The organism is Streptococcus infantis SPAR10, assembly GCF_000279535.1.
GTDB lineage: Bacteria > Bacillota > Bacilli > Lactobacillales > Streptococcaceae > Streptococcus > Streptococcus infantis_I.
Genome location: NZ_ALCH01000002.1, coordinates 73,458 through 93,526 on the forward strand (window position 1 = coordinate 73,458; position 20,069 = coordinate 93,526).

At 40.7% G+C, this 20,069-nt stretch carries 20 protein-coding genes; 12 read left to right on the forward strand and 8 right to left on the reverse strand.

Annotated features, from left to right (window positions below; all coding sequences use genetic code 11):
• Positions 1 to 35 precede the first annotated feature (35 nt).
• From SPAR10_RS04085 to SPAR10_RS04100, 4 genes are all read right to left on the reverse strand, one after another.
• Positions 36 to 989, reverse strand: a complete 954-nt coding sequence (locus tag SPAR10_RS04085; protein ID WP_025170532.1) for a DUF4097 family beta strand repeat-containing protein — start codon at positions 987 to 989, stop codon at positions 36 to 38.
• Complete coding sequence (locus tag SPAR10_RS04090) at positions 982 to 1,575, reverse strand: DUF1700 domain-containing protein (RefSeq protein WP_004251038.1); 594 nt, start codon at positions 1,573 to 1,575, stop codon at positions 982 to 984. The genes SPAR10_RS04085 and SPAR10_RS04090 overlap by 8 nt, the downstream gene beginning before the upstream one ends.
• Positions 1,562 to 1,888 carry a PadR family transcriptional regulator gene (locus SPAR10_RS04095; RefSeq protein ID WP_004251039.1) on the reverse strand — a complete coding sequence of 109 codons (327 nt, stop codon included), beginning with the start codon at positions 1,886 to 1,888 and terminating at the stop codon, positions 1,562 to 1,564. Before SPAR10_RS04095 ends, SPAR10_RS04090 begins: the two co-directional genes overlap by 14 nt.
• Positions 1,889 to 2,026: 138 nt before the next feature.
• Positions 2,027 to 3,193: a CynX/NimT family MFS transporter gene (locus SPAR10_RS04100; protein ID WP_004251040.1), complete on the reverse strand. Its 1,167-nt coding sequence runs from the start codon at positions 3,191 to 3,193 to the stop codon at positions 2,027 to 2,029.
• A gap of 217 nt (positions 3,194 to 3,410) precedes the next feature.
• Here SPAR10_RS04100 and SPAR10_RS04105 point away from each other — a divergent pair, with 217 nt between their 5' ends.
• From SPAR10_RS04105 to SPAR10_RS04125, 5 genes are all read left to right on the forward strand, one after another.
• The gene (locus tag SPAR10_RS04105) at positions 3,411 to 4,241 is read left to right on the forward strand and encodes a glycosyltransferase (protein WP_004251041.1); all 831 of its coding nucleotides are present in this window, start codon (positions 3,411 to 3,413) and stop codon (positions 4,239 to 4,241) included.
• 77 nt (positions 4,242 to 4,318) lie between these two features.
• A complete protein-coding gene (locus SPAR10_RS04110) occupies positions 4,319 to 6,169 on the forward strand; it encodes a polysaccharide biosynthesis protein (RefSeq protein WP_004251043.1) in 1,851 nt (616 codons plus the stop codon).
• 158 nt (positions 6,170 to 6,327) lie between these two features.
• On the forward strand, positions 6,328 to 6,681 hold the full coding sequence (locus SPAR10_RS04115; RefSeq protein ID WP_004251045.1) for a DUF805 domain-containing protein: 354 nt from the start codon (positions 6,328 to 6,330) through the stop codon (positions 6,679 to 6,681).
• Positions 6,682 to 6,834: 153 nt separating this feature from the next.
• A complete protein-coding gene (locus SPAR10_RS04120) occupies positions 6,835 to 7,188 on the forward strand; it encodes a DUF805 domain-containing protein (RefSeq protein WP_004251050.1) in 354 nt (117 codons plus the stop codon).
• A 157-nt stretch (positions 7,189 to 7,345) separates the two neighbouring features.
• Positions 7,346 to 7,810, forward strand: coding sequence for a DUF805 domain-containing protein (locus tag SPAR10_RS04125; RefSeq protein ID WP_004251052.1), 465 nt, complete (start codon positions 7,346 to 7,348; stop codon positions 7,808 to 7,810).
• Positions 7,811 to 7,918: 108 nt separating this feature from the next.
• Here the strand turns inward: SPAR10_RS04125 and SPAR10_RS04130 are convergent, their stop codons facing one another.
• From SPAR10_RS04130 to sdaAB, 3 genes are read right to left on the reverse strand one after another with little or no spacing between them, the layout of a single operon-like run.
• Positions 7,919 to 8,548 (reverse strand): HAD hydrolase-like protein, encoded by a 630-nt coding sequence (locus SPAR10_RS04130; RefSeq protein WP_004251054.1) that lies wholly within the window; start codon positions 8,546 to 8,548, stop codon positions 7,919 to 7,921.
• A gap of 23 nt (positions 8,549 to 8,571) precedes the next feature.
• Positions 8,572 to 9,444, reverse strand: a complete 873-nt coding sequence (gene sdaAA / locus SPAR10_RS04135; protein ID WP_004251056.1) for an L-serine ammonia-lyase, iron-sulfur-dependent, subunit alpha — start codon at positions 9,442 to 9,444, stop codon at positions 8,572 to 8,574.
• 8 nt (positions 9,445 to 9,452) lie between these two features.
• Positions 9,453 to 10,124, reverse strand: coding sequence for an L-serine ammonia-lyase, iron-sulfur-dependent subunit beta (sdaAB, locus tag SPAR10_RS04140; protein WP_004251057.1), 672 nt, complete (start codon positions 10,122 to 10,124; stop codon positions 9,453 to 9,455).
• Between the two features lie 240 nt (positions 10,125 to 10,364).
• On the opposite strand from sdaAB, the gene apf reads away from it, so the two are divergent.
• Positions 10,365 to 11,009 carry an aggregation-promoting factor gene (apf, locus tag SPAR10_RS04145; protein WP_004251058.1) on the forward strand — a complete coding sequence of 215 codons (645 nt, stop codon included), beginning with the start codon at positions 10,365 to 10,367 and terminating at the stop codon, positions 11,007 to 11,009.
• Between the two features lie 156 nt (positions 11,010 to 11,165).
• On the opposite strand, the gene SPAR10_RS04150 is transcribed toward apf, so the two are convergent.
• The gene (locus tag SPAR10_RS04150; RefSeq protein WP_004251059.1) at positions 11,166 to 11,963 is read right to left on the reverse strand and encodes a hypothetical protein; all 798 of its coding nucleotides are present in this window, start codon (positions 11,961 to 11,963) and stop codon (positions 11,166 to 11,168) included.
• A gap of 304 nt (positions 11,964 to 12,267) precedes the next feature.
• Between SPAR10_RS04150 and mnmA the strand changes: the two genes are divergently transcribed.
• From mnmA to nrdD, 6 genes are all read left to right on the forward strand, one after another.
• On the forward strand, positions 12,268 to 13,389 hold the full coding sequence (gene mnmA / locus SPAR10_RS04155) for a tRNA 2-thiouridine(34) synthase MnmA (RefSeq protein WP_004251061.1): 1,122 nt from the start codon (positions 12,268 to 12,270) through the stop codon (positions 13,387 to 13,389).
• Positions 13,390 to 13,529: 140 nt separating this feature from the next.
• The gene (locus SPAR10_RS04160) at positions 13,530 to 13,985 is read left to right on the forward strand and encodes an NUDIX hydrolase (protein ID WP_004251063.1); all 456 of its coding nucleotides are present in this window, start codon (positions 13,530 to 13,532) and stop codon (positions 13,983 to 13,985) included.
• A gap of 8 nt (positions 13,986 to 13,993) precedes the next feature.
• The gene (gene mnmG, locus SPAR10_RS04165; RefSeq protein ID WP_004251065.1) at positions 13,994 to 15,910 is read left to right on the forward strand and encodes a tRNA uridine-5-carboxymethylaminomethyl(34) synthesis enzyme MnmG; all 1,917 of its coding nucleotides are present in this window, start codon (positions 13,994 to 13,996) and stop codon (positions 15,908 to 15,910) included.
• A gap of 83 nt (positions 15,911 to 15,993) precedes the next feature.
• Positions 15,994 to 16,128, forward strand: a complete 135-nt coding sequence (locus SPAR10_RS11285; protein ID WP_004251068.1) for a hypothetical protein — start codon at positions 15,994 to 15,996, stop codon at positions 16,126 to 16,128.
• A 44-nt stretch (positions 16,129 to 16,172) separates the two neighbouring features.
• Positions 16,173 to 17,726 carry a hypothetical protein gene (locus SPAR10_RS04170; protein ID WP_004251070.1) on the forward strand — a complete coding sequence of 518 codons (1,554 nt, stop codon included), beginning with the start codon at positions 16,173 to 16,175 and terminating at the stop codon, positions 17,724 to 17,726.
• Between the two features lie 124 nt (positions 17,727 to 17,850).
• Positions 17,851 to 20,058: an anaerobic ribonucleoside-triphosphate reductase gene (gene nrdD / locus SPAR10_RS04175; RefSeq protein ID WP_004251072.1), complete on the forward strand. Its 2,208-nt coding sequence runs from the start codon at positions 17,851 to 17,853 to the stop codon at positions 20,056 to 20,058.
• Positions 20,059 to 20,069 lie beyond the last annotated feature (11 nt).

Genomic DNA, 20,069 nt, shown 5'->3' on the forward strand with positions numbered 1-20,069 from the left:
TTTTTATTTCTTGTTTGAGTAGTAATGATTAACTATTATTCATGATCTCTCGAATTAGGTGAGCGATCCGGTTCGTCTGGAATGTTGATATCTTGACCTGCCTTTGCGACGAGGAGATCTTGCGTATCTTTTTTCTCTACTTTGTAAGGATTTGAGAATTCTTCGTCCCTATTTACATCATTTCCCTGGCCAGGCTTCACTCCTTCTCGAGTTCGATGATAAATAGCTCCGTATTCTGACGAGAGATTGAGATTGATTCGTTCAAGCTCTTTTCTTGATAACATGAGCGATATGTCATTTTCTGCCTCGAATTCTACCTTACCGTGCACTTGGATATCGTCAGCAGAGATATGTTCATGTTCTGCTTGGATACGGCTATCTGTTAGACTGGTTCCAAATACATTGACAATTCCAGTTGTGGTCAGTTGGCTATTTTTAATCTCGCTATTTGTGATACGAAGAAGAAAGCCATTTGACTGAATCTTGGCATTGCTGAGTTTTACATCGGCAATCGAAAGGACACCGTGGTCGACCTGGGCGGTTAGATCTTTTAATTCTCTTCCTTTTGGCAACGATAGAACGACTTCATCATTGCGGCTAGAAATTCCGCTTGCGATAAAGAGGATACCTTGGATACTAGAACCTACAGAACGACGTGTAGTTGACTTGGTGTCAGAAATCTCAAGAGTTTTTTCTTTGGTAGAATGTTGAAGATTTTCTTTTTCAGAGATAGTTGGATGATACTGAAGGCGAATCTTGTCATCGCTAGATTCTCTAATGACTAACGAATGTTCTGTCAGTGACATGTTAAGATTTTCAATATCTTGATCAAAAACGAGCTCTTCCATTCGGCTCTCAAAGACTGGTTTTTGTGACATTGCAAGGAGGTCTCTGATACCGTCTGTTTGGATGCCGATGATCATCATGGCAAAACCAATGATACTAGTAACAACACCAAAGATAAGAAATCCTTTTGTTAATTTACGCATGACTTTCACCTCTCTTTCCTCTATTAAGAATCCACTGAATAAGTCGAAGGATTAGTATTCCAAAGAAACGGGTCACATAGGAAGTCGCTAGCAAGACTAGGGATGAAGCTCCAATAGCTAGCAAACCTCCACCAAAAATCAGCATAAAGGCAGATGTCGATTCAGCCAGAACGTAGAAGCTTTCAAATAGGAGAACGCCTCCTAGGATTAGTCCAGCTGCTGATACAGCAAAGAAGGCTAAAAGTACACTAATCGCAGCGATAAAAATCCCGATGATAGCCATGAGAAGACCAATCCCGACTGGAATCCCAATAGGTGCAGCCAGAAGTGCGAGGATTGCGATTTGTAAAACCTGACGGTTGTTCTTATTGGAATTTTCTTCGTTGATTTTTTTATCAAGAAGTGTAGTCAGGATGTCGTGGGCAGCCTCTTTAGGACTTCCCAGACTAGTCATTAGCTCTTCCTCACCTTCTGGACCAGCATCATCAAAGAGTTCTTTGAAGTAGTCCATGGCTTCGATACGATCAGATTGAGGAAGCTTCATCAGATAGGCTTCAAGCTGATTCAAATATTCAGTTCTTGTCATGGCGAATGCTCCCTTCTATGATGCCATTGATAGTGTCAGTATAGAGTATCCACTCTTCGCTGAGTACAAATAGTTGCTCCTCTCCAATCTCTGTTAAGGAATAGTATTTCCGCATCCGACCTTGGTATTCGCGAGAGTATGTAGTCAGATAGCGGTTGGTATCCAGTTTTTTCAAGATGGGGTAGAGGGTAGATTCCTTGATTTTGGCAATGAGTTTAATGGTTTGACTAATTTCATAACCATAGGAATCCCCTTGTTCTAGGATGGCCAAGATGAGAAATTCAATCAAAGCCGCTGATGTCGGAAAATACATGGGGCACCTCCTTTTTAGTATATAAAAATTTTATATATAATTATTCTACACATACATCATACATCTAAATGGAAACGCTGTCAAGTAATATGTATAAAATTTTTACATATAAAAAATCTTCTAGTGAAAACTAGAAGATTAGAGGATTTTATCCGCTCGATCCACCATAAAGAGGGCGACCGTCATGATGATATCAATTACTAGAAGAATCAGTACCGCTGGAACCCAAGACTGGAACATGTTAAAACTGTAACCAAAGAGAGTTGGTCCAAAGGCCGCTAGAATGTAACCACCAGTCTGGGCAAGACCAGATAATTGGGCCGTCTTTTCAGGAGAGCTGGTTTTGATGGAGAAGCAAACCATGAGATAAGGGAAAAGAGCGCTACAAGCAGTACCAATCAAGAGATGCGCTACTAACCAGTAAAGGAAACTCTTGCTCGGGTATAGGAGCATAGCAATTCCAAGCATTCCAGCCAGAGAGATGACTGTCAGCATGATTTGACGGTGACGATTTGATAAACGAGTTGTGAGACTTGGAATGGTCATCGAGAAGGGGATACTAATCAGTGAAAAGATAGAAGCCAGAAGTCCAGCATCTGTATGAGATAGTCCTGCACTGATGGCCATGGTTGGTAGCCAGGTCATACTGGTATAGAAGAGTAGGGACTGCAACCCACCAAATACAATAATAGCCCAAACTTCCTTGTTTTTTAAGATATTCTCTTTCTTTTGTTTTTTCTCACTTCCTCTTAGAAAATGATTGTGACGATGATTGGGGAGCCAGGCAACTAAAGTTAGTAAGCAGACCAAGGATAAACAGAGAATCAAGCCTTTCCAGGATGTTGCCTGAGTAATGGGGACTGAGAGATAGGAAGCAAGAGCCGTTGTAATCCCCATAGAGGTCACATAGATGGTTGTCAGAAAGCCAATCTTTTGTGGGTGATTGGCCTGAATGGCGCTAGGAAGGAGCACGTTAAAGATCGCAATACTTGCTCCGATGAGTAAAGTCCCTAGATAGAGTAAAGGAAGATTAAAGATACGAATCACTGAACCGATGGTCAATACGATAAGACTATAGGTGAAAAGGTGCTCGAGTCCAATTTTTTGAGCCAAACGAGTCGCAAAAGAGGAGAAGAGGGCAAACATCAAGAGAGGGAGACTGGTCAAAACACCAAGTGAACTGACTTCCACGCCTAAACCTTGGGCAATATCTCCCAAAATAGTTGGTAAAGCTGTGAAAGGAGCTCTTAAGACCGCTCCAATTAAGATAATTCCTAGAATAAAAAAGAGTGATCGTTTTTTCATGTGAACCTCAATAAGCTGATTTTGATAACAGCTTATTTTAATTTTTTTCCTAAAGATGTCAAGTTGACCTGACGTGATTCGCTACGTAGTCGATAGAAATCATAGTAAAGAAGGACAATATATTTACTAGTTTTTTTCTGGGATTCAAATAAAAATAGGAAAGTCTGAAAAATTGTGATAAAATAGTGAAAGAAAATCTATATATTGGAGAACTACTGTGTCTGAAAATCGTAAATTTAGCGTCCTGATGTCAGTCTATGTTAAAGAAAATCCAGTCTTTCTAGAAGAGGCGGTAGAGAGTATCATACATCAAACGCTCAAACCTAGCGAAGTGGTAATCGTCGAAGATGGTCCGCTGACACCTGAACTGTATCAAGTTTTGGAGAAATTGGAAGCACAGTCAAGTATTCCAATCAAACGTTGTCCACTTGAGCAAAATCGCGGCTTAGGTTTAGCGCTTCAGTACGGTGTCTTACAGTGCCAATATGACGTCATTGCTCGTATGGATACAGATGATATTGCTGTTGAAGACCGTTTCGAACAGCAGTTCGAATTGATGGAAAAAGAAAACTTGGACCTACTAGGTGGTCATATCGCAGAGTTTATCGACCAACCTGACGAGATTGTGTCTTACCGTCGTGTACCGACTAAGCATGAGGATATCATTGCCTACCAACGTATGAGAAGTGCCTTTAATCATATGACTGTTATGTTCAAAAAAGAAATGGTTCTCAAGGCTGGTAACTACGAGGATGGTCTTTATATGGAAGATGATCTTCTCTGGCTCAATATGATTAGCGCTGGAGCTCGAACTGGAAATGTGGATCAAATTCTATGTAAGGTGCGCGTGGGAGCAGGGATGTTTGAACGCCGTGGAGGTCTTCGCTATCTCAAACTCTATCGCCAAGCACGTCAAAGAATGCACGCTCGTGGACAGATTTCTTATGGCGAATATCTGAAAAGTGTTTTAATCCAAGTTGTCGTTGCCCTATGTCCAGGATTTGTGCGACAGTTTATATTTTTGAAACTTCTAAGAAAAAGCAAGTAATTGAAGCTAATTAGATTTTAAAAATTTATCTGAAGATTACTAGAAAATGTGATTCTGTGTAGGAGGATACCATTCACATGAATAAAAAAATAACAGATTACGTAATTGATCTGGTTGAAGTATTAAATAAACAACAGAAACAAATTTTTTGGGGATTTTTTGATATTGCCAGTATGGTCTTATCAATTATTGTTTCCTATATTCTATTTTATGGCTTGATTAATCCAGCCCCGGTAGACTATGTCATTTACACAGGTCTAACCTTCCTTTTCTACCAACTGATGATTGGATTCTGGGGGCTTAATGCTAGTATTAGTCGATATAGCAAAATAACAGATTTCATGAAGATTTTCTTCGGAGTGACTATCAGTAGTATCTTATCTTATGTGATCTGCTATGCTTTCTTGCCGCTCTTTTCTATCCGCTTTATCGTACTCTTTATCCTATTAACAACATTCTTGATTCTACTTCCTCGTATCACTTGGCAGTTGATTTACTCAAGACGTAAAAAGGGAAATGGAGCTGGAGAACACCGTCGTACCTTCTTGATTGGTGCTGGTGATGGTGGCGCGCTCTTTATGAACAGCTACCAACATCCTACTAGTGACCTTGAACTAGTTGGGATTTTGGATAATGATGAAAAGAAAAAAGGACAAAAACTTGGGAAAATCCCAGTTTTGGGTTCTTATGATGATCTACCAGAATTGGCTAAACGCTACAGAGTTGAAAAAGTTATCGTTGCGATTCCGTCTCTAGATCCATCTGAATATGAACGAATCCTGCAAATGTGTAACAGTATCGGTGTAAAATGCTTTAAGATGCCGATGATTGAATCAGTTGTGCAAGGTATCCAGCCTCAAGCAGGTGGTTTCCAGAAAATTGATATCACGGACCTGTTGGGACGTAAAGAGATTCAGCTCGATGAATCACGTCTGGGTTCTGAAATCACTAATAAAACGATTTTGGTAACTGGTGCCGGAGGTTCGATTGGTTCAGAAATTTGCCGTCAAGTCAGTCGCTTCAATCCGGAACGTGTCGTTTTGCTCGGTCATGGAGAAAACTCTATTTATCTGATTTACCATGAATTGATTCGTAAATTCCAGGGAATTGACTTTGTTCCTGTCATTGCCGATATTCAAGATTACGATCGTTTGCTTCAAGTTTTTGAACAGTACGAACCAGCGATTGTTTACCATGCTGCAGCTCATAAACATGTTCCGATGATGGAGCGTAATCCAAAAGAAGCATTCAAGAATAACATCCTTGGAACCTATAATGTTGCTAAGGCAGTTGACGCTGCTCGAGTTCCAAAAATGGTCATGATTTCGACAGATAAGGCTGTTAATCCACCAAACGTAATGGGAGCAACTAAACGTGTGGCTGAGTTAATTGTTACAGGATTTAATCAACGTAGCCAATCTACCTACTGTGCGGTTCGTTTCGGTAACGTACTCGGTAGCCGTGGTAGTGTAATTCCTGTCTTTGAACGTCAGATTGCTGAAGGTGGGCCTGTAACGGTGACGGATTTCCGAATGACTCGTTACTTTATGACCATTCCAGAAGCTAGTCGCTTGGTGATTCATGCGGGTGCTTATGCAAAGGATGGAGAAGTCTTTATCCTTGATATGGGCAAACCAGTACGCATTTACGATTTGGCTAAGAAAATGGTTCTACTCAGTGGTCATACTGAAAATGAAATTCCAATCGTAGAAGTAGGTATTCGCCCAGGTGAAAAACTATACGAAGAGTTGCTTGTATCAACTGAACTAGTTGACAATCAAGTAATGGACAAAATCTTTGTTGGTAAAGTAAATGTAATGCCTCTTGAGATGATCAATCAGAAGATTGAAGAGTTCCGTACCTTGCAAGGTTCTGAATTGAAGAGAGCAATCATAGCTTTTGCTAATGAAACAACACATGTTGACTAAAAATAGATGAGATATTATCTGCAACTTCTGTTTATGAGAAAGAGCGGATAGTATCTTTTTTTCTAGATTTCGAGAGACTTTCAGAGTTTTTTGAACAAACTTGTTATTATTGAACAGATATGGTAAACTATAGTAAATAAAAAATTAGGGAGTAACTTATGATTAACGCAATTAAAAATTTCTTTAAAGGTTATGTAGATTTTTCAGGACGTTCAACTCGCGCAGATTACTGGTGGATTTGGTTGGCAAACATTATCCTTTCTATTCCTTTCTACATGGCATACGGTGCTGCAATGGCAAATCCAGATAGCGAAGCTGCTATTATGACTTTGGGCTTAATCGGATTTGTCTATCTCATTTTTGGACTAGCAGTTTTATTGCCTGGACTAGCACTGACAGTTCGTCGTCTACGTGATGCTGGTTTCCATTGGGCGCTCATCTTCGTTGCTTTTATTCCAATGGTTGGAGGTATCGCACTTTTGGTGCTCCTAGCTATGCCAACAAAGGACTAACACTAAGTTCAGCTATCTGAAAAAATGCTACAAGAACGAAGAAGTTTCAATCTTGTCGAATAATTTGCTAACACTCCCAGGTCTTTTACTAGATTTGGGAGTGTTCTATAACTGTACAGTATCTACTGATAAAATAAAAGTTGGGAGTATCATATGATTAACGCAATTAAAAATTTCTTTAAAGGTTATGTAGATTTCTCTGGACGTTCAACACGTCCTGATTACTGGTGGATTGGGTTGGCAAACATTATCCTTTCTATTCCTTTTGACATAGTCTACGGTAGTGCAATAGCAAATCCAGATAGCGAAGCTGCTATTACGACTTTGGGTCTTTTCATATTTATTTATTTCATTTTTGGTCTGGCACTTTTCTTGCCTCAACTTGCATTGACAGTTCGTCGTCTGCGTGATGCTGGTTTCCATTGGGCACTCATTTTCGTAGCATTTGTTCCATTTGTTGGAGGTATCGCTCTTATGATACTCCTAGCTATGCCGACAAAGGATTAAATATAAGTTCAACTATCTGAAGAATGCTACAAGGACGAAGAATTTTCAGTCTTGTCGAATAATTGGCTAACACTCCCAGGCCTTTTACTAGATTTGGGAGTGTTCTATAACTGTACAGTTTAGTATCTACTGATAAAATAAAAAATGGGAGTATCATATGATTAACGCGTATAAGAATTTTTTTAAGAATTATGCAGAGTTCACCGGTCGTTCGACGCGTCCAGATTTCTGGTGGGTTTGGCTAGGAAACCTCATCCTTTCTATTCCTTTCTGGATTATCTATTTCTACATTGTATATCTTAGTACTGTGATGGATTCAGTGAGCGATTCAGCCAGCGAGGCTATTTTCATGGTTTTTGGTTTAGTTGCTATTATTTATGCAGTTTTCTACCTAGCAATCTTAGTACCGACTTTGGCTATATCAGTTCGCCGTTTGCGTGATGCCGGATTCCACTGGGCCTTTATCTTCCTTCGCTTTGCCCCAATGGGAGGGCTAGCTCTTTTGATTCTTTTCGCTATGCCGACAAAAGAAACTGAAGTGGTAAACTATAGTGAATCTCAAGCAGTCAAAAATGAAGAAGCCATCGAAGATACACCGTTCGAAGAATCAGATAAGAACTAAGAGATTCTTGTTTTACGGTTGAATCTGTTTTGGACTTCTTGTATTTTATTATCAAAAAGTTAAAAAACACTCCAATTTAATTGGAGTGTTTTTTGTTTAGGGTTTCAATTATAGTTGACGTAAAATGTCTGCTGGTTGATGTGCGACCCAGTCAGGATGGTAGCTCATCAACTCTTCCTCTTCACCAAATCCCCAAGTAACCGCTAGTTTTTTAATGCCAGTTTCTTGGGCGCCAATCATATCAAATTTAGTATCTCCGATAAGGACCACTTTTTCTGGATCCAATTTATGAGTTGTCAAAGCTTGATGAATGACATCTGCCTTATGCACCGCTTGAGGACTTGAACCATAGATGCCGTCAAAGAAGTGATCGATTTCAAAATTAGCTGTCATATGGACTGCTGTCGGAGTATTTTTTGTTGTCGTGATATAGAGAGGATATTGTTGAGCTAGTTCAGTGAGTAGTTCCTTGATTTGTGGAAAGAGCTGAGCTTCGTAGACTCCTTTTTCCTTATAATAGGAGCGATAAAGCTGGATAGCTGACTCAATCTGCTCAGTTGGTAAGCAACTAGCGAAACTAGTTTCCAAAGGAGGTCCCATAAAACCACGGATGGTTTTTGCATCTGGACTAGGAATTCCCAGTTGTTCAAAAGTATAGGTGAAGCCATTGTGAATACCGATAGAGCTGTCCACAAGGGTTCCATCTAAGTCGAAAAAGATGGCTGATAGAGATGACATTGATTCTCCTAGTAATCTTGAAATTATTCGCCGAAGATTTCTTTTTGAAGGCGACGGCCTGTCGGTGTGGCTGCGAGACCACCTTCGGCAGTTTCACGAAAGGCAGTTGGGAGGCTAGAGCCTACTTGGTACATGGCATCAATGACTTCGTCAACCGGGATTTTTGATTCGATACCGGCTAGAGCCATATCAGCTGCGATGAAGGCGAAACTTGCCCCCATAGCATTACGCTTAACACAAGGGACTTCAACCAAACCTGCAACGGGATCGCAGATAAGACCGAGCATGTTTTTGATAACGAAGGCGATAGCCTGACTCGCTTGATAAGGAGTTCCACCTGCAGCTAGAGTTAGGGCAGCAGCGCTCATGGCAGAGGCAGATCCAACTTCGGCTTGACAGCCTCCTTCGGCTCCCGAGATAGAAGCGTTATTAGCAATGACGAGCCCAAAAGCACCGGCAGCAAAGAGAAAATCTAGTTGTTGTTCATGCGTTAAATCTAACTTTTGAATAGCAGATGTGAGAACTGCAGGAAGACAACCTGCGCTACCTGCAGTTGGTGTCGCACACACAAGGCCCATCTTGGCATTGTGCTCATTAACGGCAATGGCGTTACGGGCGGCAGACAAGACAGTGAAGTCTGATAAGGTCTTTCCTTTTTTGATGTAGTGGTCGAGCTTAGCTGCATCACCACCAGTCAAACCGCTACGAGATTTCTTTTCGCTGAGACCAAGCTCGACGGAAGCTTTCATGACTTCGAGGTTACGTTCCATGAGGAGGAGAACTTCTTCTCGCTCACGACCAGTTAGCTCATACTCAGTAGTAATCATGAGCTCAGCAACATTTCCTTGGAAATCAAGTTCGGCTTGTTCGACTAATTCTTTGATAGAGTAAAACATATTTTCTCCTATTGAAAGAAATTGACATTGTGCAAATGAGGAATTTTCCGAATTTCTTCGATAGATTCTTCACAGTTGCGACTATCAACTTCAATAATCATGATTGCTTTCTCGCCAGCTTTTTCTCGAGTTACATTCATCTGAGCGATATTGATACCAAAGCGAGAAAGAGCCTCAGTCACATGAGCAATCATACCTGGAACATCCTGATGAACGATGATGATGGTAGGGGTGTTCATGTTGAGAGATACGGCAAAACCATTTAATTCTGTCACCTGGATATTTCCACCGCCGATTGAAATTCCTGTTACGCTGATAGTCTTACGATCGTTCTTAACAGTGATTTTCGTAGTATTTGGGTGGGGAGCATTACTGTCCTTTTGGATGGTCCACACGATTTTAATGCCACGCTTATGGGCAATTTCTAAACTATTTGGAATTTCAGGATCATCCGTATCCATTCCCAAAATACCAGCTACAAGGGCAAGGTCTGTCCCGTGTCCACGATAGGTTTTTGCAAAAGAGTTAAAAAGCTGGAATTCAACCTCAGTTGGAGTATCATCAAAGATAGATGAAACGATTTTACCGATACGAACAGCTCCTGCAGTGTGACTACTAGATGGCCCAATCATTACTGGTCCAATGATATCAAAGACAGATTGAAAACGAAGTGATTGCATCTGTTTCCCCTTAAAAAGATTCTTACTTCTATTATAGCAAAGATTAGATGTAAGTGCTTAATTACTTTCTGAAATATATAAAAAGATTAAAAAGCTTTAATAACAAGGGTTTTGTAACAAAAAAGGGCTTTTTTAAGTAAATAAATCACAGTTTTGTAACATTTCTACACAAATTCGTTAACAAATAGTAACATTAGAAAGGTATCATGGTAGTATAAGAAAAAAGGAGAACTTTTTTAAATGAAATTAAACATTAAGACTAAACTTGCAGGATTTGCAGTTGTACTTGCTTTCCTTGCACCATCACTTACTTTTGCACAAGAATCAAAAACTTATACAGTTAAACCTGGAGATACTCTATCAGAAATTGCTGAGACTTACAACACAACAGTTGAAAAATTGGCTAAATTGAACAACATTAAAAACGTTGACCTCATCTATGTTGACCAAGTTTTAGTTATTGAAGGAGAAGCTCCAGTAGTAGCGGCGACTCCTGCAACGACAACTCCTGCACCATCTGCAAATACTGAAGCTCCGGTTTCAACACCAGCCCCAGCGACTGCAGAAGAAACTCCAGCAGTAGAAGAAACTTCTGCCCCAGCAGCTGCAACACCAGCCCCAGTAGCAGAAGAGAGCACAACACCAGCTGCGACTGTAAGCGGATCTGAAGCAGAAGCTAAAGAATGGATCGCCCAAAAAGAATCAGGCGGTAGCTATACAGCTACAAACGGACGTTACATCGGACGTTACCAATTGACAGATTCATACTTGAACGGTGACTATTCAGCAGAAAACCAAGAACGTGTAGCTGACGCTTATGTAGCAGGACGCTATGGTTCATGGACTGAAGCTAAGAACTTCTGGCTTAACAACGGTTGGTACTAAAAAATAAAAAAGAGCCTTGAATGGCTCTTTTTGTGTACCTTTTAATGAGAGACAATTTTTAAGTAATAGTGACGGAAGATTTGTTCAGGTTGATGATTTTACAGAATTTTTCCACCCGAATTAGTAAGTTAAACTGTTTAAATCGCGAATTCTAGTTTAATTATTATGTCTATTAGCCTCTGTCTGAGAACCGGAAGAATTAGAAGATTGATCTCGTGTATCAACGCCATGGTTCCCTTCGCTGCCAGCACTATCAGATGAATATTGCTCAGCTGCAGGTGTTTGAGAATTATTTATGCTTTCATATGATTCAGTGTAGGTTGGACTGTAGTTGCTATCTTCTGAATTGTAGGATTCTACTACCTGAGTCTTATTAGCTGTTTCTGTTTCGTTTTGGTTAGATTTTTGTTCTTCTTTTTTAGTCAAGAATTCAACTTGTTTTTGGAATTTAGAGATCAGTTCTTGAATTGGTTTTATTTTTTCTTCAATGGAAGTTTGTTCGTTAGTAGAGTTAATATCTTTAATGATTTCTAGTATTTTTTGTAAAGAAGTGATGCCTGCTTCAAGTGTTTGTTTATCTTGAAACTGGCTATCAGAGCCCTTTATATCTAATTTTAAAGCTTTTTCAGTATAATGCTTTGTGACTTTATCGGCAGTAGAAGTAAGAAAGTCTGTTAGTGTCTTTTTACCCGCATCAGTGGTTGGTTTCAATTCCTGAATCTTTTTCCAATCATCTATTATGCTTTCAGAATCGATGTTGAAGTCTTTAATAGCATTTTTTACTTGTTCAACATCTTGTTGATTTTTTTGTTGTTTGATGAGAGCAATGTTTCCTTTCTCTGCTTGAACATGTTCTTGATGAATGACTAAGGCTGTTAAAAGTCCAAAACCTGCAATAATTATAATAGTAAAAATGGTATTTTTTGATTTTAGTATATCTTTGTAGTTGTTCACAATAGTTCTACGCACGTGGATAAAGGTATATGTATGGAATCATGTGCGCATTCCTCCTCATTACAGTATATCATTTTTAGTTGATTTTAAAAATAAATTTTTAAAGTGAATAGAGGTTTAGGCATGAATTACTTTTTTAAGTTCTTAATTTTATGTATTTACAGAAGAGATTGCTAGATTTGTCTCCATCTTCCTTGTCATCTTTTTTAAAGCATGCTATAATGAATCTTGCTCAAGCGACCTTCAATCGTTGAAGCACACACGACCTTCAATCGTGAATAAACGAATAGATGGGAGACTTACCATGAGTGATAACTCTAAAACACGTGTTGTCGTGGGGATGAGTGGTGGTGTTGATTCGTCGGTGACGGCTCTCTTGCTCAAGGAGCAGGGCTACGATGTGATCGGCATCTTCATGAAGAACTGGGATGACACAGATGAAAACGGCGTCTGTACAGCGACCGAGGATTACAAGGATGTGGCTGCGGTGGCAGACCAACTTGGCATTCCTTACTACTCTGTCAATTTTGAAAAAGAGTACTGGGACCGCGTTTTTGAGTATTTCCTAGCGGAATACCGTGCAGGACGCACGCCAAATCCAGACGTTATGTGCAACAAAGAAATCAAGTTTAAGGCCTTTTTGGACTATGCCATGACCTTGGGAGCAGACTATGTAGCAACTGGGCACTATGCTCGAGTGGCGCGTGATGAGGATGGCATCGTTCACATGCTTCGTGGCGTGGACAATGGCAAAGATCAGACCTATTTCCTCAGTCAACTTTCTCAAGAACAACTCCAAAAAACCATGTTTCCTTTGGGGCATTTGGAAAAACCTGAAGTCCGAAAAATAGCTGAAGAAGCTGGACTTGCGACTGCCAAGAAGAAAGATTCGACAGGAATTTGCTTTATCGGAGAAAAGAACTTTAAAGAATTTCTCAGCAACTACTTACCAGCTCAACCTGGTCGCATGATGACTGTGGATGGTCGCGATATGGGCGAGCATGCAGGCCTTATGTACTATACAATTGGTCAGCGTGGGGGACTCGGTATCGGTGGTCAACACGGAGGGGACAATGCCCCTTGGTTCGTTGTCGGCAAAGACCTGAGCCAAAATATCCTCTATGTCGGACAAGGTTTCTATCATGAAGCGCTCATGTCAACTAGCTTAGAGGCTAGTCAAGTTCACTTTACTCGTGACATGCCAGAGGAGTTTACGCTAGAATGTACGGCTAAATTCCGCTACCGTCAGCCTGACTCTAAGGTAACTGTTCATGTTAAAGGAGACAAGGCCGAGGTCATCTTTGCGGAGCCGCAACGCGCCATTACACCAGGACAGGCAGTTGTCTTTTACGATGGTGAAGAGTGTCTCGGTGGTGGTTTGATTGACAATGCCTACCGTGATGGCAAGGTTTGTCAGTACATATAGATTGACAAATTTTCTCAATTTGCTACAATAATAAAAGCAATAGAAATGATGGTCAAAGCTCATGGATGTTGCAGGCTTTTTTGTCCTGCACTTCTTACGAGTTTTGACTGTTTTTGTGTCGTTTAAGGGAAAGGGCAAAAATGACTCAACAAGACTTTCGGACAAAAGAGGGAAATACTGTTTTTGGTATTCGGGCAACAGCCTTGATTCTCCAAAATCGCAAACTTCTAGCTACTAAAGACAAGGACAAGTATTACACCATCGGCGGTGCTATTCAAGTCAACGAAAGAACGGAAGATGCGGTAGTCCGCGAAGTGAGAGAAGAACTGGGTGTCAAAGCTCAAGTTGGGCAGCTAGCTTTCGTGGTTGAAAATCGTTTTGAAGAAGACGGTGTTCACTATCACAATATCGAGTTTCATTATCTGGTGAATTTGCTTGAAGAAGCTCCATTGACCATGCAGGAAGACGAAAAAATGCAGCCTTGTGAGTGGATTGACTTAGACAAGCTTAAGGGGCTCAATCTAGTTCCATCCTTTTTAAAAACAGCCCTACCAAATTGGAACGGCCAACTAAGACACATTCATCTTGAGGAATAGGAGAGAAAATGACTTATAATTTTACAGAAGAATACGATATTATTGTAATCGGTGCGGGACATGCGGGTGTCGAAGCTTCCCTAGCTGCGAGCCGTATGGGCTGCAAGGTCTTGCTTGCGACTATCAACATTGAAATGTTGGCTTTCATGCCATGTAATCCGTCTATTGGTGGTTCTGCCAAGGGGATTGTTGTGCGTGAAGTCGATGCTCTTGGTGGCGAAATGGCAAAAACTATTGACAAGACTTACATCCAGATGAAGATGCTCAACACTGGGAAAGGACCTGCTGTTCGTGCCCTTCGTGCGCAGGCTGACAAGGAGCTTTACTCTAAGGAAATGCGCAAAACGGTTGAAAATCAAGAGAATCTCACCCTTCGTCAAACCATGATTGATGAGATTTTGGTGGAAGATGGCAAGGTTGTCGGTGTTCGTACAGCGACCCATCAAGAGTATGCTGCAAAGGCTGTTATTGTGACTACAGGGACAGCCCTCCGTGGGGAAATCATCATCGGAGACCTCAAGTACTCGTCAGGTCCTAACCACAGCTTAGCTTCGATTAACCTAGCTGACAATCTCAAGGAATTGGGCCTCGAGATCGGTCGTTTCAAGACAGGAACACCTCCACGTGTCAAGGCTTCCTCTATCAACTATGATGTGACAGAAATCCAGCCAGGAGATGAAACACCAAATCACTTTTCTTATACTTCACGTGATGAGGATTATGTAAAGGACCAAGTACCATGTTGGTTGACTTATACCAATGGTACCAGTCATGAAATTATCCAAAACAATCTCCACCGTGCGCCTATGTTTACAGGTGTGGTTAAGGGAGTGGGACCTCGTTACTGTCCGTCGATTGAGGACAAAATTGTACGTTTTGCGGACAAGGAACGCCACCAACTCTTCCTAGAACCAGAAGGGCGCAATACGGAAGAAGTCTATGTCCAAGGTCTTTCAACCAGTCTACCTGAAGATGTACAGCGTGAGCTAGTTCATTCTATCAAAGGTTTGGAAAATGCAGAGATGATGCGAACGGGTTATGCTATCGAGTATGATATGGTCTTACCTCATCAATTGCGTGCAACGCTTGAAACCAAGAAAATATCAGGTCTCTTCACTGCTGGTCAGACAAATGGAACGTCAGGTTACGAAGAAGCTGCTGGACAAGGGATCATAGCGGGTATCAATGCGGCTCTGAAAATCCAAGGTAAGCCTGAGTTGATTCTGAAACGAAGCGACGGTTATATCGGAGTGATGATTGACGACTTGGTAACTAAGGGGACCATTGAACCCTATCGTCTCTTGACCAGCCGTGCCGAATACCGCCTCATCCTCCGTCATGACAATGCCGATATGCGTTTGACTGAGATGGGGCGCGAGATTGGGCTTGTTGACGATGAACGTTGGGCTCGTTTTGAAATCAAGAAAAATCAATTTGAAAATGAAATGAAGCGTTTGGATAGCATCAAACTCAAGCCAGTCAAGGAAACAAACGCTAAGGTTGAAGCAATGGGCTTCAAACCATTGACTGATGCAGTCACTGCCAAGGAGTTTCTCCGTCGTCCAGAAGTCTCTTACCAAGACGTGGTGGCCTTTATTGGACCTGCTGCCGAAGAATTGGATGACAAGATTATCGAATTGATTGAAACAGAAATCAAGTACGAAGGTTACATCTCAAAAGCTATGGATCAGGTTGCCAAGATGAAACGCATGGAAGAAAAACGTATTCCGGCCAACATCGATTGGGATGATATTGACTCTATCGCGACAGAAGCGCGCCAGAAGTTCAAACTCATTAATCCAGAAACCATTGGTCAGGCTAGCCGTATTTCTGGGGTAAACCCAGCAGATATCTCAATTTTGATGGTGTATCTGGAAGGTAAAAATCGTAGCATTTCAAAAAACTTAGAAAAGAAAGCTGATTAAAAAGTGCTGAATCCTCTTTTTGAGAATTCAGCTTTTTTAGATTTTTCTCCTTTTTTCGAATGAAGAGAAAAGGAGGGGTAACCATGCTGACAGTAGAGGAAAAAACTTTTTTAGACTACTATAAAAAAGCTTCTTATCATCGTTTTTATGAGATTGAACGCTTTGTTTTCTTATCTGAAAAGTTACGCAAACGTCCGCCGCAGGCTGACAAGAACTAGACTTTTTGATATACTAGAACAAATTAAAATATAGGAGAGAATGAATGAACGTATATGGCAGATTAGAAGATGAATCGAATCCATATTGGGTGGGAAGTCAGGAAGCTCCAGTAACAAATGAGGAGCAACTCGAGGTTGAAACTCGTCAGCCTACTCGCTTACCATTTTTTAATATCCTAATTTTGAGTACGCTAGTAGTACTTGTGTCTGTGGTCCTACCCTTTTTATTAGGCTTGCTAAGTCCAGAACAGGCTCAGGATTTCTATATCGGATGGGCCATGCATCAGAGAGGAGATATCTACTCTGACTACTTTGGAACTAGTGGTCTCCTTTATTACTTTTTACAGTATCTAACCAAAGGCAGTCTATTGTTTGCAGTCTTTAATTGGTTAGCCTTAATAGGTGCAGGATTCTTTCTTTTTCATTCGGCTTATAACTTGACGGGACAAAACAAACAATCTCAACAAGTGCTGACAGTCTTTTATATCCTCGCCAGTGCTCTTAGTTTTGGTGGTGGCTATGCGACTATTCTTGCCCTTCCGTTCTTATTCTATGCTCTCAGTTTAGCGATTGCTTACTTTGCAGAACCAGATCATGATAAAGGTTTCATACGTATTGGGATTAGTCTGGCCCTAGCATTTTTCTTTGCACCTTTGGTGACAACTTTATATGCATTTGTCTTATTTTTTGCAGTAACTGCTTTTAATGTTGGGCGCAACAACTTGACTCATGGCCTCTATCAATTCTTTGCGGCGGGTCTTGGTTTTTCAATCTTCTTTTATCCAATTGGCTACTATACAGCTTATAAAGGTAGCTTCGGAAATGCCATTAGTCAAATCCTCTATCCATTAGATAGTTTGAACTTCACCTCTAACTCGGGGTTACTCGACAACATCCTCTTCTATGGATTATTGGCAATTGCTCTTGGAGCATTGACGTTGGCTTTCACAGGTCTCTTCCAATCTAAACCATTGAAACAATCAGTCTTATCAATCTCTGCTGCAATAGCTGTTATTTTGGTATTAGTTTTAGAAATTTTCTCTACAGATCTTATCAATGGTAGTCGTATGGTTGAATTGTTACCCTTCTTGTCTATTCTATTGTTAACTCGAATTCGCACGTGGGAATTAGAGGGAGCCAGCCGTCGTAGAAGACGCAGAGAAGAAACGTCACCATGGGGCACTTTTGTGAAAGGAAATGCCTATCTGCCAATTTTAGCTCTCGTTTATCTATTTTTAGCTCCTGTAGTATCACGATATTTACTTCATGCGGAACAATATCAAGAACGTACAGGCATTGAAACTAAAGTCAAAGGGGAAACGCAAGCTACAGATCGTATCTATGTTTGGGATAATCTGACAAGTAGCTATAAAGCTAGCGAACGCTTGGCTGCTAGTCAGTTGTTATCTCCTAGATTGCATACAGGGCTTGATGAAAATCGTACCAAACTTGTAAATGATCTGCGAGATAATCAACCAAAGATAATTGTAGTAAATACAAAAACAACTCTTTGGACAGAAGTTGAGCAGCTTTTAGCTGAAAATTATCAAGCGGTTCAAAGTGAATTCAAAGATTTTAAACTCTATAAATTAAAATAAAATTATCAATATCTTGTGTAATTTTAAAAAAATTTTATTTTTTTACACAAGATATTGATTTTTATTTTTTTAGTGATATAATACTTTTTAGAATCAATATTATATTTAAGAAAAGGGTATGGATATGATTGTATTGGAAGAGAAGACTGTCCCTGATCCGACTTTATTCGTTGAAAAGCGTGACGGTAGACGTGTCATTTTTGATGTAGACAAGATTGACAAAGCGCTTCATAAGGCTGCTGAAAAGGTTATGGATGTAACCCCTTTGGTTGAAAAACGACTTAGTACTCTAGTTGAACGTATCGTCGAAGAGATTCATAGCCGTTTCCCACAAGGTGTAAAAATCTATGAAATCCAAAATATCGTAGAACACGAATTGCTGGAAGCCAAAGAATATGCCTTGGCTGAGGAGTATATCACTTATCGGACTCAAAGAGATTTTGAGCGCTCAAAAGCGACAGATATCAACTTTAGTATTCATAAACTTCTCAATAAAGATCAGGCAGTTGTCAATGAAAATGCCAATAAGGATAGTGATGTTTTTAATACCCAGCGTGATTTGACGGCAGGGATTGTTGGGAAATCCATCGGACTTCAAATGCTTCCTAAACATGTGGCTAATGCCCATCAAAAAGGAGATATCCACTATCATGATTTGGACTACAGTCCCTATACCCCTATGACCAACTGCTGTTTGATTGATTTCAAGGGCATGTTGGAAAATGGTTTTAAGATTGGGAATGCTGAGGTAGAGAGTCCCAAATCTATCCAGACTGCGACAGCGCAGATTTCACAAATCATCGCAAACGTTGCTTCTAGCCAGTATGGGGGCTGTTCAGCTGACCGTATCGATGAAGTATTGGCTCCTTATGCAGAGAAAAATTACCAAAAGCACCTCAAAGATGCGGAGGAATGGGTTCTGCCTGATAAGCGCCAAGAATATGCCTGGAAGAAAACCCAAAAAGACATCTACGATGCCATGCAATCTCTAGAGTACGAGATTAATACCCTCTTTACATCAAATGGGCAAACGCCATTTACCTCTCTTGGTTTCGGTCTAGGAACCAGTCGTTTTGAACGTGAAATTCAAAAGGCAATCCTGAACATTCGTATCAAGGGGCTTGGTTCGGAACATCGAACAGCCATCTTCCCTAAACTCATCTTTACGCTAAAAAGAGGACTCAACTTAGAGGAAGGCTCTCCTAACTACGACATCAAACAGTTGGCTCTTGAGTGTGCAACCAAGCGCATGTACCCAGATGTCTTGTCTTATGATAAGATTGTCGAGTTGACAGGTTCTTTCAAGGTTCCGATGGGATGTCGTTCATTCCTTCAAGGATGGAAGGATGAAAATGGAGTAGAAGTCAATTCGGGCCGTATGAATCTAGGGGTCGTGACGGTTAATCTTCCTCGTATCGCACTTGAATCCGAAGGCGACCTGAACAAGTTCTGGGAAATCTTCAATGAGCGTATGAATATCGCGGAAGATGCCTTGGTTTACCGTGTGGAAAGAACCAAGGAAGCCACTCCAGCTAATGCACCAATTCTTTATCAATATGGTGCCTTCGGACGTCGTCTTGGTAAAGAAGAAAGAGTTGACGAGCTCTTTAAGAACCGTCGTGCGACTGTTTCGCTTGGCTACATTGGACTTTATGAAGTAGCGACAGTATTCTTTGGCAACAATTGGGAAACTAATCCAGAAGCTAAAGAATTCACCCTTAATATCATTCGAGATATGAAACATCGAGTGGAAGAGTGGTCAGACCAATATGGGTATCATTTCTCTATTTATTCAACACCATCTGAAAGTCTGACAGACCGCTTCTGCCGCTTGGATACAGAGAAATTTGGCTCTATTCCAGACATTACTGATAAAGAATACTACACAAATTCCTTCCATTATGATGTGCGTAAAAATCCAACTCCTTTTGAAAAACTAGATTTTGAAAAGGTTTATCCAGAAGCAGGTGCATCAGGTGGCTTTATCCACTACTGCGAGTATCCTGTTCTCCAACAAAACCCAAAGGCCTTGGAAGCTGTGTGGGACTATGCTTATGACCGTGTAGGTTATCTAGGAACCAATACTCCGATTGACCGTTGCTACAAGTGTGATTTTGAAGGAGATTTTGAACCTACTGAGAGAGGATTTGCTTGTCCTAACTGTGGAAATAACGATCCTAAAACAGTAGATGTGGTTAAACGGACCTGTGGCTATCTTGGGAACCCACAAGCGCGTCCGATGGTTAATGGACGCCACAAGGAAATTGCTGCGCGTGTCAAACACATGAACGGTTCTACTATCAAAACAGCAGGACATGAAGTAAGAAATTAGAAAGAGATAGC

Coding starts and splice junctions, on each gene's coding strand:
- SPAR10_RS04085 (WP_025170532.1), bottom strand. CDS start 989: ATGCGTAAATTAACAAAAGGATTTCTTATCTTTGGTGTTGTTACTAGT.
- SPAR10_RS04090 (WP_004251038.1), bottom strand. CDS start 1,575: ATGACAAGAACTGAATATTTGAATCAGCTTGAAGCCTATCTGATGAAG.
- SPAR10_RS04095 (WP_004251039.1), bottom strand. CDS start 1,888: ATGTATTTTCCGACATCAGCGGCTTTGATTGAATTTCTCATCTTGGCC.
- SPAR10_RS04100 (WP_004251040.1), bottom strand. CDS start 3,193: ATGAAAAAACGATCACTCTTTTTTATTCTAGGAATTATCTTAATTGGA.
- SPAR10_RS04110 (WP_004251043.1), top strand. CDS start 4,319: ATGAATAAAAAAATAACAGATTACGTAATTGATCTGGTTGAAGTATTA.
- SPAR10_RS04115 (WP_004251045.1), top strand. CDS start 6,328: ATGATTAACGCAATTAAAAATTTCTTTAAAGGTTATGTAGATTTTTCA.
- SPAR10_RS04120 (WP_004251050.1), top strand. CDS start 6,835: ATGATTAACGCAATTAAAAATTTCTTTAAAGGTTATGTAGATTTCTCT.
- SPAR10_RS04125 (WP_004251052.1), top strand. CDS start 7,346: ATGATTAACGCGTATAAGAATTTTTTTAAGAATTATGCAGAGTTCACC.
- SPAR10_RS04130 (WP_004251054.1), bottom strand. CDS start 8,548: ATGTCATCTCTATCAGCCATCTTTTTCGACTTAGATGGAACCCTTGTG.
- sdaAA (WP_004251056.1), bottom strand. CDS start 9,444: ATGTTTTACTCTATCAAAGAATTAGTCGAACAAGCCGAACTTGATTTC.
- sdaAB (WP_004251057.1), bottom strand. CDS start 10,124: ATGCAATCACTTCGTTTTCAATCTGTCTTTGATATCATTGGACCAGTA.
- apf (WP_004251058.1), top strand. CDS start 10,365: ATGAAATTAAACATTAAGACTAAACTTGCAGGATTTGCAGTTGTACTT.
- mnmA (WP_004251061.1), top strand. CDS start 12,268: ATGAGTGATAACTCTAAAACACGTGTTGTCGTGGGGATGAGTGGTGGT.
- SPAR10_RS04160 (WP_004251063.1), top strand. CDS start 13,530: ATGACTCAACAAGACTTTCGGACAAAAGAGGGAAATACTGTTTTTGGT.
- mnmG (WP_004251065.1), top strand. CDS start 13,994: ATGACTTATAATTTTACAGAAGAATACGATATTATTGTAATCGGTGCG.
- SPAR10_RS11285 (WP_004251068.1), top strand. CDS start 15,994: ATGCTGACAGTAGAGGAAAAAACTTTTTTAGACTACTATAAAAAAGCT.
- SPAR10_RS04170 (WP_004251070.1), top strand. CDS start 16,173: ATGAACGTATATGGCAGATTAGAAGATGAATCGAATCCATATTGGGTG.
- nrdD (WP_004251072.1), top strand. CDS start 17,851: ATGATTGTATTGGAAGAGAAGACTGTCCCTGATCCGACTTTATTCGTT.